Origin of the sequence: Turicibacter sanguinis, from assembly GCF_013046825.1 — a bacterium.
Taxonomy (GTDB): Bacteria; Bacillota_I; Bacilli_A; order MOL361; family Turicibacteraceae; genus Turicibacter; species Turicibacter sanguinis.
The window spans coordinates 2199492-2219647 of record NZ_CP053187.1 but is presented as its reverse complement, the minus strand read 5'-3'; the positions used below and the strand labels follow the sequence as shown (position 1 = coordinate 2219647).

Sequence of the window (20156 nt, the reverse complement as noted above, 5' to 3'; positions counted from 1 at the left end):
ATTAAAAAGAATGGATATTTTTATGAATTCTTTTTATATTTTCCAATCTATGCTATGCTATACATAATCTGATTTTAGATGACCAAACTATAGACAAACAAAAATTGGAGGGTTTATTATGCGTACTGTTGTCGATCGTTTTATCAAATATGTTTCCTTTGACACAAAATCAAATCCTGAGTCTACGACGACTCCTTCCACTCCATCACAATTAGCATTTGGTGATGTATTAGTTGAAGAGTTAAAAGAATTAGGCTTACAAGACATTCAAAAGGATGAAAATGGCTATATTTATGCGACATTACCTGCAAATTGTGAATCAGATGCGCCAGTCATCGCTTTTATCTCTCATATGGATACAAGCCCTGATTTTAATGCTGACCATGTTAAACCTCAAATTATCGATTACCAAGGGGGAGACATTATTTTAAATCAGGAAAAAAACATTGTCTTATCCCCAACTGACTTCCCATCTCTTAATCAATACGTGGGTCAACAGCTCATTACAACAGATGGAACAACCTTACTTGGGGCAGATGATAAAGCAGGAATTGCTGAAATTATGACAGCAATGGATTATTTAATTCAACACCCTGAAATTAAACACGGAACGGTTAAAGTAGCATTCACCCCAGATGAAGAAATTGGACGTGGCGCTGATCACTTCAAAGTTGAAGAATTTAAGGCTGATTTTGCTTATACGATGGATGGGGGTGTTCTAGGTGAACTACAATATGAATCCTTTAATGCGGCGGGCGCTAAACTTACCATTCATGGAAAAAGCGTTCACCCAGGGGATGCTAAAAATAAAATGATTAATGCGGCGTTAATCGCCACTGAAATTGCAAACCAATTCCCCGTGAATGAAACACCACAACATACAGAGCATTACGAAGGATTTTACCATTTAATTGACATTAGTGGTCACTGTGAAGAAGCCGTTTTAAAATACATCATCCGTGACTTTGATACGGAGCAATTTAATGCACGTAAAAAATTCGTCGAAAAAGTGGTTCAAGACTTTAATCAAAAGTATCCGTCTCATACAGTCGAACTTGAATTAAAAGACCAATACTATAATATGAACCTTCATATCAAAGATAAAATGCACATTGTCGAACTTGCTAAAAAGGCATTGATTGAAGTTGGGGTTGAACCGTTAATTGTTCCAGTTCGTGGTGGTACAGATGGTTCAAAATTATCATTTATGGGGTTACCAACGCCTAATCTCTTCACAGGTGGACATAACTTCCACGGAAAATTTGAATATATTCCAATTCCTTCAATGGAAAAAGGAGTAGAAGTCATTGTTAAAATCGCTGAATTAGCAGCAAAATAAAATATAAAAAAAAGTCATCCTTAAGATGACTTTTTTTATATTCGATGAACTCCGAACAGTTGAAGAATCGTAATTCCGATAATTTTCAAATCAAAAGCTAAACTTTGATGCTCGATATAATATAAATCTAGTTTAAATTTTTCTTCCCATGTTAACTGTTTGTGTCCATGAATCTGACTCCATCCTGTCATCCCAGGACGGACGGCATGTCTTTTGATGCGAATTTGATTTTTTGAGGGAATTGCTCGAATTAATACCGGACGTGGCCCTACCAAACTCATGTCACCTTTTAAGACATTGAAAAGTTCTGGCAAATCGTCTAAACTATATTTTTTCAAAAAAGCTCCAATGCGTGTTAATCGTTGCGTTGGCTTTAACAGATGCCCTCGTTCATCTGTTTCATTTGTCATGGTTCTGAAGCGATACATCGTAAATAGTTGTTCATTTAATCCTGGATAACGATGTTTGTAAATGATCGGCCAACCTAAATCACATAGAACAATCACGGAAAGGATGAGATAAAGTGGTGAAAGTAATACCATTAACAATAATGAGATTTCAATATCAAATAAACGTTTCAACTTAACCGCCTCCCCTTTTAACGATTAGTTTTTCTTCCTAATTTAATTATAAACGTTTTCATAATTTTTGCCATATTTTTTCTGTTTATATTATTACTTTATGCAAAATTCTTTCTTTTTTGACGACTTATTACCTAGCTACTTTGCAATAGGTGATTAGAATTTCAAGTAAAGGACCTGATATGATCTCATAACAAGATATTCTCATTCAAACTTAAAAAGATGTTAAAGACTAAGTCCTTAACATCTTTTTTCATTATTCACGGAATTGACTGTTATATAGATTAGCATAGAAACCATTTGCAGCTAATAAAGTATCATGATTTCCACGTTCAATGATTTCACCTTGATTTAACACCAGAATTTGATCGGCATTTCGAATCGTACTTAAACGATGAGCAATCACAAACGTCGTTTTACCTTCCATTAAATGTAACATCGCTTTTTGAATTTCAACTTCTGTTTTCGTATCAATGGATGACGTGGCTTCATCTAAAATGAGAATAGAAGACTGTGCTAAAATCGCACGAGCAATCGCGAGTAACTGACGTTGTCCTTGAGAGAGATTACTTCCATTATCGGCTAAGATGGTGTCGTAACCGTCTGGTAATTGCATAATAAACTGATGAGCATTGGCCATCTTTGCCGCATGAATCACCTCATCATCATTTGCACTTAAACGACCATAACGAATGTTCTCACGAACCGTTTCAGAGAATAAGTAGGTATCCTGTAAAACCATCGAGATACTTTGGCGTAAACTCTTACGAGTCATCCCATTGATGTTTTCACCATCAATTAAAATCTCACCACTCTCAATATCATAAAACTTCGTTAGTAAATTAATAATTGTCGTTTTACCCGCTCCAGTTGGTCCTACAATGGCCACCGTTTCACCACGGCGAGCATGGATTGAAGCATCTTTTAAAATCGTTTTACCGGTATCATAAGAGAACTTAACACGGTTTAAGATGACATCACCATCTAAATTTTCAACGTCCTTAGCATCAGCTAAATCTTCTTCAGGCGCTTCATCCATAATATCAAAGACTCGCTCTGCTCCAGCTAATGCAGACTGAATCGTATTCGCTAAGTTTAAAATTTCATTGATTGGTCTTGTAAAGTTTCGCATGTATAAAATAAACGTAAACACAATTCCAACCGTCATATTCATTCCTGATAAAATAAAAATTCCACCAAAAACAGCAACAATTAAGAAGGTAATATTATTAATAAAGTTGTTGACAGGTCCCATAAATCCTGATAAAGCTTGGGCCATCACTGCACTTTTCGTTAGTTTTCGGTTAATCGTTGCAAAGTTTTCCTCAGCAAATTCTTCTTGAGAAAATAAGAAGACTGCCTTTTGACCTGAAACCATTTCCTCCACATAGCCATTTAACTCCCCTAAATCTTGCTGTTGCTTCACAAAGAAAGGTTGAGTTTTCTTGACTAAAAAGCGTGAAACTAAAAACATCAACGGTGTCGTTAATAAGCCAACGATGGTTAACGCTGGGCTCAATAATATCATAGCCACTAACATTCCAAGAATCATGATAATACCTGAGAATAATTGGGTAATGCTTTGAGATAAGGTCATGTTAATGTTATCAACATCATTTGTTAAACGACTCATCAAATCTCCACTTGAATGCGTATCAAAGAAACGGAGTGGTAACTTTTGTAAACTACTAAATAGATGACGGCGAATTTTTGCCGTTGTTTTTTGCGATAAAGTTAACATGATTAAGTTTTGAATGTAGGTTGCTAAGACACTAATAACATACATTCCCCCAAGCATTAAACAGATTCTTTGAAGGCCTGATAAGTCACCTGGAATAATATAATCATCAATAATATCTCCATATAGACGAGTCGCTAAGACACTGATGAGTGTTGTAATAATACATAAAATAAAAACAATGATAATTGCAAGTTTTTGATTCCCAATATAGCCAAGCAAACGTCTAATGGTATGCTTAGGATTTTTAAGTTTTTCTTTTTGATGTCCAAATCGAGCACCAGGTCCGCCTCCAGGGCGAGGTCCAAATGATGGTTGTGGTCTACTCATTCATAACCGCCTCCTCTCCTAATTGTGAAATGGCAATGCTACGATAAATCTCATTCGTTTTTAATAATTCTTCGTGGGTTCCAATCCCTGAGACTTGACCATGATCAAGGACGATAATTTGATCTGCATCCATAACTGCTGAAATACGTTGAGCAATTAAAATGACGGTACTATCTTTCATACGCTCTTTAATCGCACGTTGTAATTTACTTTCAGTCGCCATATCTAAAGCGCTCGAGGCATCATCTAAAATTAAAATTTTAGGATTTCTAATTAACGTTCTGGCAATTGAGACACGTTGCTTTTGACCACCTGATAAATTTTTCCCACGTTGTTCAACCACCGTATCATAGCCATCTTCTTTTGTCTGAATAAACTCTAAAGCTTGAGCATCTATTGCAGCCCTATTTAATTCTTCCTCTGTTGCCTCATGATATCCAAATTTGAAGTTTGAAGCAATCGTTCCTGAGAATAAGATGCTTTCTTGTAGTACGACCCCAATTTGATCACGTAAATCTTTGAGGCGAAGAGATTTAACATTCTTCCCACCAATTAAAACTTCTCCTTCTGTTACATCATAAAGGCGTGGAATTAAGCTAATTAAAGAACTTTTCCCTGATCCTGTTCCTCCAATAATTCCGACTTGTTGCCCTTGTTTGATATGGAATGAAATATTTTTTAAAACCTCTTCACTGTGATCATGATATTTAAAGGAAACATTTTTAAATTCGATATCGTAGGCATCTAAGTGTTGCGGGTGATTCGATTCTTTAATGCTTGATTCAGTTTTTAAAACTTCATTGATACGATCAGCTGATGCTTTTGCACGTGATAAGTTCATCGAAATCATAATGACCATCATCATCGACATCATAATTTGAGTTAAGTAGTTAATGAACGCTAAAATTTTCCCTGTTTCAAGCAAACCATCGTTCACGAGATATCCTCCGTACCATAAGACGGCAATCACGCTAAAGTTAACGACTAGCATCACAACTGGATTTAATAAAATCATGAGTTTTTGCGCTTTAATACTTTGGTTCATTAAATCATCATTTGTTTCATCAAAGCGTTCATGTTGTTTTTCTTCCATATTAAAGGCTTTTATTACACGTACCCCAAGTAAGTTTTCACGCATCACATTATTTACATTATCAATTTTTTCTTGCATGGTTTTGAATAACGGGAATGATTTTGACATAATTAGAGCGACAAAGATTAAAATGATTGGAATAGCAACGACTAAAATAATCGATAATTTATGACTTAATCGATAAGCCATAAATAGTCCCCCAATACATAAAAATGGCGCACGAACTAAGATTTTTAAAGCCATTAAAAACATCGTTTGAACTTGAGTAATATCATTTGTTAAACGCGTGATTAATGAAGATGTTTTTAAATGGTCAATCTCTAAAAAGGATAAACTTTGAATTTTTGAAAATAATCCCTCACGAAGATTTTGACCTAAATTCAGGGCAGCAATCGTGGCAAAAATCCCACATCCAACTCCACCAAGTAAACCGATGATGGCAAAGATTAACATTTTAATCCCTGTTGCTACGACATAGGCATAGTCATTATTTGCAATCCCGATATCAATAATGTTTGAAAGTAGTGTCGGTAATGATAAGTCCATCGCTACTTCTACAAGCATTAAAAGAGGTGCTATGATAGCACATAAAATAGCATGCCCTTTTAAGTATTTTAATAAATTACTCATCGTGTTGAGACTCCCTTCCCTTTAAATTTTGACAAATTCGATTTAAATACTCGACTGTTTTTGCTTTTTCTTCTTCTGTAAATCCCTTAAATGAATCTTCATCTATTTGTTCAAATACTTTTTGAACCATGTGTTGACGATTCTTTCCCTCATCTGTTAAATACACATTTAAAACACGGCGATCTCTATCATTTGCTTGACGATATATTAAGCCATTGCGTTCTAAATGCCCCAGTAAACTTGTAGCTGTAGCAGGTTCTATATGACAGTGTTTCGCTAATTCTTTTTGAGAACAACCATTGTGTTCACATAAGAAATCTAATATTTTGGGCTGACCTACCGTCAAATCAAGCTTCGTAAATTGTTCATGACAAATCGTACGATGAGCTTTTAATGTTTTAAACAAAACATGATGTAAATGTTTAGATTGATGAGGATTCATAGGTATGATTCTCCTTCCGCTTTTATATAATTAGATATCTAATTATTAGCTATCTAATTAATAACATAGACTATTTAGATTGTCAATCAATCCCAAATATATTTAAAAAACAGCAAATAAACTTGCTGTTTTTTTATCTTATAAACTTTGCGTGCTGCCATTCGTAAGGAAATAGAGCTAAATAAGTCGGCTCTAAATACCGTTCATCAATTAACATCACCGTTCCTCGGTCTTCATCTGTTCGAATCACGCGCCCGACTGCTTGCATGACTTTATTAAATCCAGGGTAAACATAAGCGTATAAGTAACCTTTTTGGAACTTTTCTTCAAAGTAATCACGGCGTTGCTCAGTCAACGGATTGATTTGAGGCAATCCTACTCCTACAATCAATGACCCAATTAAACGATCTCCAATCAAATCAATTCCTTCGCTAAAGATACCTCCTAGTACACAAAAAGCCACTAACGTTGTGACATTCGTTTCATTAAACTTTTCTAAAAAGGCATCACGCTCTTCTTCACTCATATCCCGCTGCTGAAAAAGTAACTCTTGCTCATCCTGAACTAACGCAAGGTAAGCCTCATAAACCATTTCTAAATATTGATAGGAGGGTAAAAAGACCATATAATTACCAACTCGTTGTCTCGTCACATGATAAATCATCTGAATGAGATGAGCAAGTGAACGCTCACGTTGCTTATATTTTGTCGAAATTCCGTGCTGAACATATAAATCAAGATGCTCACGTTTAAACGGGGATGGTAAAAAGATTTTTTCACACGCCTCTTCATGAAGTAGCACCGTTTGATAATAATCTAGTGGATGTAGCGTCGCTGAAAATAAAATGGTCGAGCGAACTTTCTCCATTTTCTCACTCAAATAAAGACTTGGATTTAAACAAACGATACTTACTTTGACCTCAATGCCAAACCGTTCATAACGGACTCTAAAACTTTCATTAAAATAGTCTGAGATTCTTAAAAATTGATGCAATTCAAAGTATAAATTCATCAATTGTGGTTTGTATTCTGTGTCCTGATGCTGATACAAATACTTCTCTAGGACGTCAAGTAAATCTTGGGCACGATTTAAAAAGGATAAGTCCATATCCTCTTTAAATAAATCAAATACTTTCTTTTCTTCTAATTCATGACGATACTCAATAAATTTCATGTTTAAATTAGCGAGTGACTTAGATAAGCCTTTATGACGGTCTTTAAATAAACGTTTAAGCTCTTGAATTGGTTCTTTTGACAAACTCGCACTATACATCTCACAGGCTCGATCATATAAGTTATGTGCCTCATCAATGAGCGCAATATGAGACGAAGGTTCCTCAAAGAAACGTCTTAAAAAAGCGCGAGGATCAAACATATAATTATAGTCACCAATAACCGCATCACTAATTGACGCCATGGCAAGTGAAAACTCAAATGGACAAACTTGATGTTTTTTAGCATAGGTTTCAATTCTTGAGCGATTAAACAGTTGTTCTGATTCGAATAAATCTTTAGTTGCCTCGTTAATACGATCAAAATAACCTGCGGCATAAGGGCAAAATTTCGGATCACATTTGACTTCATCCATAAAACAAATTCTTTCTTTAGCAGTGATAGTGGTCACTTTAGCTTGCCATCCACTTGCATGGCAACGGTCAAATGCTTTCTCTGCCACGTCCCGTCCAATCGTTTTAGCGGTCAAGTAAAAAATTTTTTGTTCTGTGTTACTTAACGCTTTAATACTTGGAAAAATAGTTCCCATTGTTTTTCCGATGCCGGTTGGCGCTCTTAATAATAAATTCTTTTTTTGCTTAATGGTTTGATACACGGCACCTGAGAGTTCACGTTGATATTCACGAAATTCCCCAAATGGAAACTGAAGGGTTTTGGCTGTCTTTAATTTTAACTGCATTGATTTTAATAAAATAAAATACCACTGTAAGTAAACCTCTAATGTGTGATTCATGAAAGGTTCTAACTCATCAAGTGTATATTCTTGATCGAAAGCCCGCTCCTCTGTCCCGTCTAAATTACAATAAATTAACCGAACGATGACTGAATTTAGCTCGGGATGTTTAAGTAAATATAAATAAGCATAGACTTTGGCCTGAGCATAGTGTACCGGACGGTCATTTTCTTCAATGAGCTCTAATCGTCGGGTCGTCGATTTTATTTCTCCAATAATGATGCGTTCATCTCGATGAAGTAATAGATCCATACGACCACTTAAAATAACATCGTGTTCTTGATGCTTTACACTCATTTCGAGATAAACTTCGCACTCCTCATCAAGATATTTTTTTTGAATTGCTTGATGAGCATTTGTCCCATGCTGTGCACGATTAGCTTGAAAATATTCTAAGTTTAAATCGCCTTGTTGGTAGACATATCCCACCACCTCTTTAACACCTTTTTGAATCACCATATTTCTCACCAAACTTCATTTTTATTATTCATCATATCATTTTTTTTGACATTATCCTAGCTAATAAATTGTTCCACCTTCATCAAAAAAGTCACCTTAGCTTAACTAAGATGACTTTTTCATTATTTAATTTGAATTCGCGTCAGAATCCGTTCGATGAATGCTTCATCTTCGATTAAATCTAATTTCCAACAAATTTCTTTATGTAAAGTTTTGAATTCCTCTAGAATCAGGTCGACCTTTTCTTTTAAATCCTCTAGCGTCCCCTCAACACGCCAGCTGATTAATTTCTCCTGTTCTTCAGCAGTTAAAATTGACTCTGGACCCTCCATTCTAGACCAATTCAAATAATGATTCGGGACTTTTCCAGCTTTAAGAATCCACATCGTTGAAATTAACCAACGCATCCTATCTAAGCTATGTAAGGTTTGATACGATTCACGGGCATTGATACTTCGATAAAGTTCATAGTAACTAGCGAAGAATTTACTACGCCAATTATCTAATGCTTCATAATTTAACTGGTACGCGCTACATTCAGACTTTTCAGCCACATAGTTCATTAAACCATATGGGTCATACGCCACTTCAATTTTTTTATGATGCACAGATGGCTTTACATCTTTTGGTTCATATAACTTTAAATGTAGTTTCACTAAGCTATCATATTGAACCACTAATCGTGTGACATCATAGTAATCCTCTTCATAAAATAAAACTTTTCCCCAAGCTGCAACCAAAGAACGCTTATGTTTAACAAAGTTCTCATAAAAAACGGGCTGCACAACCACACTTAAATAAATCTCTTGATGGTTAACTGAATGTTTGGGAAATTCGTAAAAATAGGCCATAATGTGATGGTGATGTTCTAAATCATTTTCAATGACATCTAGCATGTCCTCGCGCTCTAAGTCAATTTTAATCCCATCTGTCGCTAATAACTCACCCTGCTTCATTCTATCCCCTCCGGAATATGTAAATATCTGTCATTATATCACATTTTCCGTTGAATAACTATCACCTTTTTCTTTTTTTGTAAACCCTTTTATAAATCATTCAACTGTTCCCCTTGCTCAATAACTTCATATCCTTTTGCATTGACGTGTTTGACTCTCATCATCCAGGTCTGAGTGCTATAATCTCGCTCAATCTCATTTGCAATCACTAAATCATAGTTAAGCCTTAACAAAAACTCATCTCTTTTTTTAGAAACCACTTCAATTTGATTTAATGTACACTGACAGTCAATCTCTTCATATCCAAATTTTTGTTTTAATTCATTGATATGCTCATTCAACAATGCCTGCCCAATTTCCTTTAAATCCTGTTCCGCTTTTTCTTCGCGACGTTTTAACCAAACTCCTCCAATGACGCCAATCCCAAGTAAAACACAAACACTTGATTTTACCCAAATTTCGTTATATTCCACCTTTTTTTTACGCTTCATGTTCATCCCTACCTAAAAATTTTGCATTTCACTTCATTATAAGAGAGAAAAAGTGCAAATATACAAGAAACTTAGCAATTCCACGAAATTTTCCTTGTTTTTATCCTTAGTTTACATTCTCAGTATCTAAGTCTTTATGAACGTTAACCCTCTCTTATGACAAAACAGACAGAAATCCACGATCCAAATCATCTTTTACTTCTCCTTATAAAGAAAAATAACATCATTAAAGGATGTCACTTTCCAATCAACAACAAGCTCTTCATCAAAAGGTGGCACTTTCATAAAATAAGAAAAAGCATGAAAGCTCTTTAACAGGCTTTCATGCTTTTTTAACTAAACTAAACGAGTGGTCCACTTTTCTCCATCCCAAATATCTGTCACCACATCACGATAGAATTCAGGTTCATGGGAAATCAGTAACACACTTCCTTTATATTCTTTAATGGCACGTTTTAACTCATCTTTCGCATCAACATCTAAGTGGTTCGTTGGCTCATCGAGAATTAAAACATTTGATTCACGATTAATTAACTTAGCAAGGCGAACTTTAGCTTGTTCTCCTCCACTTAAGACCATGACTTTACTTTCAATGTGTTTCGTTGTTAATCCACATTTCGCTAACGCAGCACGAGCTTCCCCTTGTGTTAAATGAGGAAACTCATCCCAGAACTCTTGTAAACATGTTTTATCTTTTCCACCTTTGATTTCTTGTTCGAAGTAACCAATGTGTAAAAATTCTCCACGTTCAACAGATCCTGAAATCGGTTGAATTTCACCTAAAAGGCTACGAAGTAGCGTTGTTTTCCCAATTCCATTTGCTCCGCAAATCGCAATTTTTTGCCCACGTTCCATTGTTAAGTTTAATGGAGATGATAATGGCTCACCATATCCAATCACTAAATCTTTTGTTTGGAAAATATAACGACCGGCTGTACGAGCCCCTTTAAAGTTAAACTCTGGTTTTGGACGCTCAGAAGCTAGCTCAATCACTTCCATTTTATCTAATTTCTTTTGACGTGACATCGCCATATTACGTGTTGAAACACGGGCTTTATTTCGAGCAACGAAATCTTTTAAATCAGCAATCTCTTGCTGTTGTTTTTTATAAGCAGACTCTAATTGTGCTTTTTTTGCTTCATAGATACGAACAAAGTTATCGTAATCTCCTACATAGCGGTTTAATTCTTGATTCCCCATGTGATAGATTAAGTTAATTACACTATTTAAGAATGGGATATCATGAGAGATTAAAATAAAAGCATTTTCATATTCTTGTAAATAACGAGTTAACCATGTCACGTGCGCCTCATCTAAGTGGTTCGTCGGCTCATCAAGTAATAAGATATCTGGCTTCTCCAGTAATAATTTCGCTAATAATACTTTTGAACGTTGTCCACCACTTAATTCTGAAACATCGCGGTCAAGTCCAATATCTTGAAGTCCTAATCCTTTAGCCACCTCTTCTACTTTTGCATCGATGACATAGAAGTCATTGTTTGTTAAAATATCTTGTAAAACCCCGACTTCCTCAAGAAGTTTATCCATCTCATCAGGATCAACTTCTCCCATTTTCATATATAAATCGTTAATTTTAGCTTCCATATCAAATAAATATTGAAAGGCTGTTTTTAACACATCACGAATGGTCATACCAGGTTGTAGTGCCACGTGCTGATCTAAATATCCAACACGAACATTACGTGACCATTCTACTTTCCCTTCATCTGGCACTAATTTTCCAGTAATAATATTCATAAATGTTGATTTACCTTCACCATTTGCTCCGATTAAACCGACATGCTCACCCTTTAATAAACGGAATGATACATTTTCAAAAATCGCACGATCCCCAAACCCATGACTCAAGTTGGTAACAGTTAAAACACTCATCGTGACTCTCCTTTCCCAAGTGACGACGTTGCGCCCTTCGACTGAAATTTTCCTTATTCGATTATATCTAAGATTTGAAAAGATGAAAAGAACATTTTCAAAAATTCAGTTGTTAATTTTAGTTAAGGAAGGATTTTATCGACATTGATAGACGGAGCGATTTGATTACGTTTTTGTATCCACTGTTCTTTATATTGGTTTCTTTCCACGACGGTAATGATATGATCACTAATTTGCATTCCTTTAAACTTCATCGTCGATAAACCATAAGAACTATAGGGTTTGGTATACGGAATAATTTTTGAGACGGCATAACTTCCACCAGAGGTTGAAAGAGGAATAAAATACGCCTGATCAATCGCAAAAGCTTCAGCCTGCGCATACAATTCATACCGTAAATCTGGGTCATTTACAACATCAGATGCGGCTTGTTTTAAATATCCAAATTTATTTAGTCCAATTTGTTCTTTAATTTGACGATCTTCTTCGGTTTCAATCACGGCTTGATTCAATCCAAAATATTTCAACATATCTCCCTGCTTAGGATCTAAAATATCCATATAACTTTTAGGATCACCATAATCAGGTGACCATGCGGTTGCAAAATAAAGATCGGTATTCACTAGACTAGCTGACTTAGTCGCGGCCAGATGTTCTCTTGAAGTCGTGATTAAATTAATCACCACATCTCCTTTTAACTCAGTTTCAAGACTATTCTTTAATGCTTGGGCACTTCTAAAACTCATTTCACTCTCACCATTGATTAAAACATCGAGATAAACTGGAAAATCTACCCCTTGTTCCATTAATTCCGCTTTAGCTACTTGCATCAATTCTTTTGCAAGTCCTGGATTAAAATAGCTCATTTGACCATCTTCAACCGTAAAGTTTTCGGGATATAACATTGGATTGAGTCGTTTTAATGAATCGCCGACTAGCTCACCATATGTTTGATGATAAGAGGTTTGAACAAAGTCAGGTTGGGTAATTAAGTTTCGAACGGAAATCTCTTTCAGTTCTTCACCAACACTTTGTGCATTAACAGCTGATACATCCAGTCCATGTAAAATGGCCTGGCGAAAAGCTTGATTTAAAATCGCTAACTTCGTATCCTCACGTTGCTTAGCTGTTTTAGGCGAAATGTCAATTCGGGGATCTAACGGAGAGTGATACGCTTGACGGTTAAACACAAAACAAGCAAAAGAGGTTGCGCTACTTGTTTCCGTCACAAAAATAGAATCGCCATACTTTTTCTTCGCAAAGGCATAAATAGCCGCATTATAAACATCAATCGGAGCTGATGTAATTTCTCCTCGTTCAAAAGCTAAAAATAGACTAGTCGGATCCAAACTTTCCGAATAAATGAGTTTTACTTTTGGAATATAAACTGATTCTGCATCCCAATAATCAACATTTGCGGTATACTCAATCACAGATTTTGAAGTAAAGTTTGTTAAACGATACGCGCCATTATAAAGGATAGACTCTGGATTTAAATTTCCAAATGAACAATTCGATAAGTCTGGACTTCCAAGACGACATCCACTTCCCTTCGATTCTAGAAAACTTTGATTCACCGGTAGTAAAATCGAGTATGTCGTCATGCTTGGAAAGTACGGAGTCGGAGAATTTAGCTCATATTGTAACGTATAATCATCAATCGCTTTTACCCCCACTTCATCAAATGTTACTTCTCCATTGACATAGGCTTCTAAATTTTTGATAACATCTTTGACAAGATATAAGGTTTGAGATTGAAAATCAGCAGCATGCCAAAGTCCAGCCACAAAATCATGCGCCCTGACTTCATCGTAAACACTCCCCTCATCTGTATACCATTTAATTCCTTCTTTCAACTTAAACGTCCAAATCGTTGCATCCTCATTACTTTCCCAATGACTAGCAACAGCGCCAACTAAATTCCCATACGCATCATGTTCAATCAATCCATCAATAAAATTGGCAAAGTGCTTGGAGTCTGTTTGCTTGAACGTATATAAATAATCAAATGTTTCCGGATCTATCGAATAAAATCCTTGATAATTTTTTTTAGGTTCTATGACTTTTACAGCCGTCTCATCTATCGATTCAGCATGAGCTTGAATGATTTGTGAGACTACAAACCAACTCATCACAATAAGTAAGAAACTTATCGATTTTTTCAAGACCATCACCTCATTAAAGTAAAAAAAGTAGCATTTTTTGCTACTTTTAGTTTCCCACTTTAATAAAGCGTCTATACTTGTAAAATATTGTGCTATTTAACAGTCTCTACCTCATATGTTTGGCCATCCGTCGTAATCACGATATGTCCAAGATCAGCTGTCACATAAATATCCTCCGTATAAGCTTTTAAGCGGTTTAATAAAACCGGATGTGGATGCCCATAGGTATTGTTTTTTCCAGCACTAATCACGACTGTTTTAGGCTTTACCACCTCTAAAAAAGCCATCGAAGACGACGTTTTTGAACCGTGATGTCCTGCCTTTAAAATATCTACATCTAAATCCCGAGATAAAATTTTCTTTTCAACGTCAGATTCCATATCTCCTGTAAATAAGAAGGCAACATCATTATATGTTAACTTCGTTACAACTGAGTTATTGTTACGATCACCGTTATCATCACCCGTTTCGATTACTTCAAACGTCACTCCATCTGCAAGTTCAAATACTAAATCATCATCTTCTAAGTATTGAGCCCCTAGTTGTTTTTGTTCTTCAACTTGCTTTAAATACGCTTTATAAGTTTGAGAGGTATGGGCTTCGCCCGAATCAATAATCAAATCAACCGAGTATGTCTGTAGCACTTCTGCCAATCCTCCAATATGATCGGCATCGGGATGAGTTGCCACCACAATTTCTAAATCATCAACACCAACGGCTTCTAAATAATTTAATAAAATATCTTCTGCTCCATTATTTCCACCATCAATTAAAATATGAAAATCATCATAAATAATCAGGGTCGAATCCCCCTGTCCAATATCAATAAAATGAACCTGGAGTTCTTGATGACTAGGCCGAACTTCAAGTCCAACATGACTTTGATTTAGACTTTCTTGATACTGTGGTTTTGGCATCCATCCTAAATAAATGAAAATAGAGGATAATATAATGGCCCATCCTGTTACTGAAATGGTAATGACTTGTTTTTTTTCTTTCTTTTTAATTTTACGGTTCTGGCTAACTAAATAAATTCCAACAGGTGGACATAACATCAGCCACAAATAGTTATACCAAATTTGTCGCTTACTTTTTTTCCACTTTCCTATCATCATTAAAATTAAAATTAGATACATAAGGGTAATCACTAAATAATCAGTCCAATGGGCTTGATTTAACAATTCAAGGACATAATCAATCTCAACTAAAAACTGCTCCAAACTAATCTCTCCTAATTCATAACTTCTCCCCATTATACCATAAAAATATAAAGATGACCTTTTCTATCCTTTTACTTCGACGACACTACTAAATGAAATCTTCTTTCTTTGGTGACCATCCGATAGGATAAAATAACGATAGGCCTCATTGATTTTTTCAACGTTTCCCTTTACCCTAAGTAACTGTCCTCGCTCAAAGTAAACAAGCGTAATGGTTGTTTGATTTAAAAAGCCTTCAACAACTAAATTAGAGTTTTGCTCATGTTGCCACTCATCTAGTAGTGGTTTTTCTATCTTTGACAATTCGTTTAGAACCTCCTCAATAGCTTGTTGTTGTTCTACTATCGAGACAAAGGCTTTCCATTTCATCATCCCTCGATCTTTCATCGTTATCACCTCCTCTTTATTCTGCCTGATGACCACCCATTAACGTATTACGATAACGTCCTGTTGCTCCCTTTTCATAAGAAATAGCTCGTAACAAGGCATTTTTACCATGCTTTATTCTAATTTCATCCATCGCATAACTCAACTGCTGTTTTTTCGTCACGTCTTCAAATAAGCTAAGTTGAGTTTGCCCACGCTCAACTAATCCACCAAGTGAAATGGACACTTTTCGAATCGGTTGTCCTGTGTAATTGGCCTCGAATAGTCTCAAGCAGGCTTCAAATACGGATTCTGTCAAATCAGTTGCCTGAGAAAGTTTTGTTTGTCTAGAAAATCCACCTCTAACGGATTTACTATAGCCGATTGCCAGATGCACCACTTCACAATAAAGATTTTTCTTTCGTAAGCGGAACATCACTTCCTCAACCTGCTCTAGTAAGATTGTTTTAATATCATAAGCATAATAATCTCGCATTAAAACCTGACCTCCTCCGATTGTTGGATACCTACTTTGATAAACGTCATGTAAATCACTCTCGTCAATTCCATGACTATGCTGATATAATTGTTCACCTAAAACACCAAATTCACGTTTTAAAAAGTCAAGTGGATATTGTGCAATATCTCCAACACAATACATCCCCATCCGGTTTAAACGTTTTTCAAGCTGAATACCGATTCCCCACATCTTAGATAACGGGGTCAATGGCCATAATTTTGTCTTAACATCTGTATAACTCCACTGTGCAATGCCATTAACGGCCTTCTTTGCTTCTATATCAAGGGCAACTTTAGCAAGTAATAAATTCGGACCAATTCCACAAGTTGAGGGAATTCCCGTCTCTTTTAAAATATCGCACATCATCTGCTTAGCTAACGTGTATGCATCACATTTGTATAAACGCAAATATGACGTGATGTCGATGAATACCTCATCAATTGAATAAATATGAAGGTCCTCATAAGAAACATACCTCAAATATATTTTCAAAATATCTTGTGATACTTTCAAATAGTGATTCATTCTACATGGGACAAACCATACATTTTGATAACCTTCTAACTCATAAACTCGACACCTTGATTTAGCTCCTTGTCTTTTTAAAGCGGGGGGAAACTGCGAGAACGATGCTCCCTGATTCCCCCATTCTTCCAACAACGGCAAGGGAAACCTGAAAGGGATCATACCCTCTAGCGACACACTCGCAACTAGCATAAAAACTTTTCAAATCAATACACAAAATAGAACGAAACCTAGTTTTCGTTTCCATTCTTACCACTTCTTTCGAACGTTTGTTTGTTATAGTATAGCATAAGATTTACCTTTTGTGTCAATGAAAACTAAACTTTTGTTCGGATTGTGAAAAAATATACCATTAAAACTCCGAAAAAAAGAAGTGTCCGAGAGAACACTTCTTTTTTCTAATCCTTTAACAAGGTTTCATAAATAGTCATATTATTTATTTACGCTAGGTCGTTTAGTTTTTTCATTAAACAACTAAACGAGTTCCAACTAAAATAAGATAGCTAACACTATTTAAACGCATTGATCTCATCTTCACTTGCTTCCTTTCTTTACAATTTCACTCCCCTTTCAATTAAATCCTCTATTTTAGAGTTTAGAAAGAATTGCACCTCTTTTAGATAACATTTTATTACATTTATTGGCTTTTTATTACATTTTTATCCAAAAACACTTTCATTTTAAGGAAAAATATGTTATTATTGAAACAAGCCACTTGAATGGCTGTTCTTTTCTATATTTTGAAAATTAGATGAACCAATCTAGTTTACTCTCTTTTCCAGAGAACCAATAAATTTACCCCAAATTTATTTACTTTTCATGAGGCCTATTGGCCTCCTTTTTGATAGTTAAACACCCTAGTTCAATTCAGAGCTAGGGTGTTTTTTTAGTTTTCAGATGTTTTGACATCTTCTTTGAGTAAAAATTCACCGTAAGCAGATTCAGCATGTTCAGATAAATCCAATCCATTCTCTTCCTCTGTTGCACTTACCCGTATTCCACTGATTTTTTTCAAAAGAGCTAGTAGAAGATATCCCATGACAAATCCCCACAAAGCAATCACGAAGGCACCTATTATTTGAATTCCTAAAAAGCTAAAGCTTCCGGTATAAAACAAGCCGTTGCTTGTACTAAATAGTCCAGTCAAAATTGTTCCGACAACCCCACAAAAACCGTGAACAGGAATTGCCCCTACTGCATCATCAAGTTTAAATTTTCGCTCTAATAAATCATTTCCAAACATCATAACCATTCCGGCAATGACCCCAATCGCAATCGCTCCTAGTGGTGAAACTAAATCACAACCTGCCGTGATAGCGACTAATCCAGCCAATGAACCATTTAATGCCGCTCCCACACTTGGTTTGCCTTTGAACCATGACATCATCAACGTTGTAACAGCCGCCGCTGCTGGTGCTAAATTGGTGGTCATGACAACATGAGCAATGGCCCATGGATCGCTCGCAGTTAATGTTGAACCTGCATTAAATCCAAACCATCCAATCCATAAAATAAAAACACCAAGAGCAGCCATTGTTAGGCTATGACCATGAATAGTATTTGAACTCCCATCTTGATTAAATTTTCCACGCCGAGCTCCAGGCAATATAATACCAGCAAGAGCGGCAAATCCACCTAGCGCATGGACAACTGATGAACCAGCGAAATCATGAAATCCAAGTTGTGCTAACCAACCGCCACCCCAAACCCAGTGACCACTAATCGGATAAATAATAGCCGTCATCAAGGAACTAAAAATCAGATAGCTTGAAAATTTCATTCGTTCAGCTACGGCTCCTGAAACAATCGTCACTGAAGTTGAGCAAAACACACTTTGGAAAAAGACGAAAGCAAGTAGCGGAACTATCAATCCTAAAGAGGTATAATCACCACTTACACATAAATCCGGAATACCAAATAAACCGGCAACACTACCATGGAACATAAGTGAAAACCCAACAATAAAGAAAATAATCGTTCCAATGGAATAATCCATAAAGTTTTTCATCATAATGTTGGCGGCATTTTTAGACCGTGTAAATCCACTTTCTACTAAAGCAAAACCAGCTTGCATCGAAAACACTAAAATGGATGCTATGACCATCCATAGCGTATCAATCACTACACTTAAATCAATCGTCATATTCATTCCCTCCTCAATTTTTAAAAAACTGTTTTCTTTAACGAAATGGGGTGAGTTACGATTGTTCTTTGACGTCAGAAGAAAATCAAAAAGGCGTCCTCTTTTGAGAACGCCTTTGTCCACCTTTTATCTTTTATCTAAGACCTCTTTGTCTATACCTCATTATATTACCATTTTATGGAAAAGTTTACTGTTTTTTTTGAAAAATTATTTTTTAGCATATACTTTCCACTGAGGTAATAAACAAGCGACTAACTCATAAAACTTCGTACTATGATTAGGATGAATCAAATGGCATAATTCGTGAACCACCACATATTCAATAAACGTCTCTTTCTCATGGATCAAACGCTTATTAAACGTAATACTCCCTCTAACAGGACGGCAAACACCCCATGTTGATGTCATTTGACGATATTTCACTTCAACAGGCCGAATTCCTGACTGCTCAAAATATCGCCAATACTTTCTCATATATTGATGAATTAACGCTTCTAACTGCTTTTGAAGCCACGCCTCACATAACCGTTCAGCCCTCTCTTCGCTGACACTTGGCGGCATTTCTTGTCGTAAACTATCTGCCTCAATTGAAAAACACGTGTGATTAGAAGCCAATCGACGCTTTTTTAATGTCTGCCCCAAATAACGAATCTCATCTTTTGACAGAACCGTTGAAGTATTCGCTATCTGCTGCAGCTTTTGATGGATCCAAGTTTCTTTAGATAAAATAAAGTCTTTAATAAACGAAAGTTCCATCTTCGAATTCGCCGTCACGACAATTTCACCACTTGGTCTAATTTTTAAGTACATATTTTTAATATTTTTACGTTCAAGTAAAACTTCAAACGTCTCGAATTGTAATTTCATGTTGCTTCCCCATCCTTGCTAACCTTTTCTTTATTTTTTTCGACCTTCATCAATTAACGCAGTCCATCAGCTTCACCTTGTTTCACCAAGGACAAGATCAAGTCCTCTTTGCTCTTATTGGGGTTTAACTTGATGTAAGCCTTAATTTTTTATCCTTCTTCAACGTAACTCAAACATTGAATCACCGCTTCTTTTTGATAAAAAGACTTTTCATTTCCTTTGACAAACGAACTGACGATAGTAAATTAAAGCGCCCGTTTCCTTTAGCCTTGAGCTTTTAGAGAAATCATTCCTTGAAAGTTAATCTATTCTAAAAGAGCAATTAATCTCAACTGATTCAGTTGACCAAACAGATCGTGTTTAAAATAAAATCTGATTTGACTAAATAAATTTATCACTAATGGAATGAACAACTGTAGGACAATAGCTTAA

General features: G+C 35.8%; 15 protein-coding genes. 1 reads left to right on the top strand and 14 read right to left on the bottom strand.

The window, feature by feature from the left end; translation table 11 throughout:
• The first annotated feature begins 118 nt into the window (after positions 1 to 118).
• Positions 119 to 1339, top strand: coding sequence for a peptidase T (pepT, locus tag HLK68_RS10740; RefSeq protein ID WP_009607314.1), 1221 nt, complete (start codon positions 119 to 121; stop codon positions 1337 to 1339).
• Positions 1340 to 1374: 35 nt separating this feature from the next.
• Here pepT and HLK68_RS10735 read toward each other — a convergent pair whose 3' ends face one another.
• From HLK68_RS10735 to HLK68_RS10670, 14 genes are all read right to left on the bottom strand, one after another.
• Entirely contained in the window at positions 1375 to 1920 is a 546-nt protein-coding gene (locus HLK68_RS10735) for a sugar transferase (RefSeq protein ID WP_006785844.1), read from the bottom strand.
• A gap of 256 nt (positions 1921 to 2176) precedes the next feature.
• The gene (locus tag HLK68_RS10730; protein ID WP_006785843.1) at positions 2177 to 3988 is read right to left on the bottom strand and encodes an ABC transporter ATP-binding protein; all 1812 of its coding nucleotides are present in this window, start codon (positions 3986 to 3988) and stop codon (positions 2177 to 2179) included.
• On the bottom strand, positions 3981 to 5711 hold the full coding sequence (locus HLK68_RS10725; RefSeq protein WP_132942644.1) for an ABC transporter ATP-binding protein: 1731 nt from the start codon (positions 5709 to 5711) through the stop codon (positions 3981 to 3983). The genes HLK68_RS10730 and HLK68_RS10725 overlap by 8 nt, the downstream gene beginning before the upstream one ends.
• Positions 5704 to 6153, bottom strand: a complete 450-nt coding sequence (locus HLK68_RS10720; RefSeq protein ID WP_006785841.1) for a MarR family winged helix-turn-helix transcriptional regulator — start codon at positions 6151 to 6153, stop codon at positions 5704 to 5706. The genes HLK68_RS10725 and HLK68_RS10720 overlap by 8 nt, the downstream gene beginning before the upstream one ends.
• Positions 6154 to 6286: 133 nt before the next feature.
• A complete protein-coding gene (locus tag HLK68_RS10715) occupies positions 6287 to 8578 on the bottom strand; it encodes an ATP-dependent DNA helicase (RefSeq protein ID WP_006785840.1) in 2292 nt (763 codons plus the stop codon).
• Between the two features lie 122 nt (positions 8579 to 8700).
• Positions 8701 to 9534, bottom strand: coding sequence for a hypothetical protein (locus HLK68_RS10710; RefSeq protein WP_006785839.1), 834 nt, complete (start codon positions 9532 to 9534; stop codon positions 8701 to 8703).
• 89 nt (positions 9535 to 9623) lie between these two features.
• Positions 9624 to 10025, bottom strand: a complete 402-nt coding sequence (locus HLK68_RS10705) for a hypothetical protein (protein ID WP_006785838.1) — start codon at positions 10023 to 10025, stop codon at positions 9624 to 9626.
• 336 nt (positions 10026 to 10361) lie between these two features.
• The gene (locus tag HLK68_RS10700) at positions 10362 to 11918 is read right to left on the bottom strand and encodes an ABC-F family ATP-binding cassette domain-containing protein (protein WP_006785837.1); all 1557 of its coding nucleotides are present in this window, start codon (positions 11916 to 11918) and stop codon (positions 10362 to 10364) included.
• 122 nt (positions 11919 to 12040) lie between these two features.
• On the bottom strand, positions 12041 to 14089 hold the full coding sequence (locus HLK68_RS10695; protein ID WP_229040091.1) for a peptide ABC transporter substrate-binding protein: 2049 nt from the start codon (positions 14087 to 14089) through the stop codon (positions 12041 to 12043).
• Between the two features lie 86 nt (positions 14090 to 14175).
• Entirely contained in the window at positions 14176 to 15303 is a 1128-nt protein-coding gene (locus HLK68_RS10690) for a ComEC/Rec2 family competence protein (protein WP_006785835.1), read from the bottom strand.
• 63 nt (positions 15304 to 15366) lie between these two features.
• A complete protein-coding gene (locus HLK68_RS10685; RefSeq protein WP_006785834.1) occupies positions 15367 to 15690 on the bottom strand; it encodes a YolD-like family protein in 324 nt (107 codons plus the stop codon).
• 16 nt (positions 15691 to 15706) lie between these two features.
• Complete coding sequence (locus HLK68_RS10680; protein WP_238843581.1) at positions 15707 to 16849, bottom strand: DinB/UmuC family translesion DNA polymerase; 1143 nt, start codon at positions 16847 to 16849, stop codon at positions 15707 to 15709.
• Positions 16850 to 17600: 751 nt separating this feature from the next.
• Positions 17601 to 18857, bottom strand: coding sequence for an ammonium transporter (locus HLK68_RS10675; protein ID WP_132942645.1), 1257 nt, complete (start codon positions 18855 to 18857; stop codon positions 17601 to 17603).
• Positions 18858 to 19064: 207 nt separating this feature from the next.
• Positions 19065 to 19724 (bottom strand): M48 family metallopeptidase, encoded by a 660-nt coding sequence (locus tag HLK68_RS10670; protein ID WP_006785831.1) that lies wholly within the window; start codon positions 19722 to 19724, stop codon positions 19065 to 19067.
• Positions 19725 to 20156 lie beyond the last annotated feature (432 nt).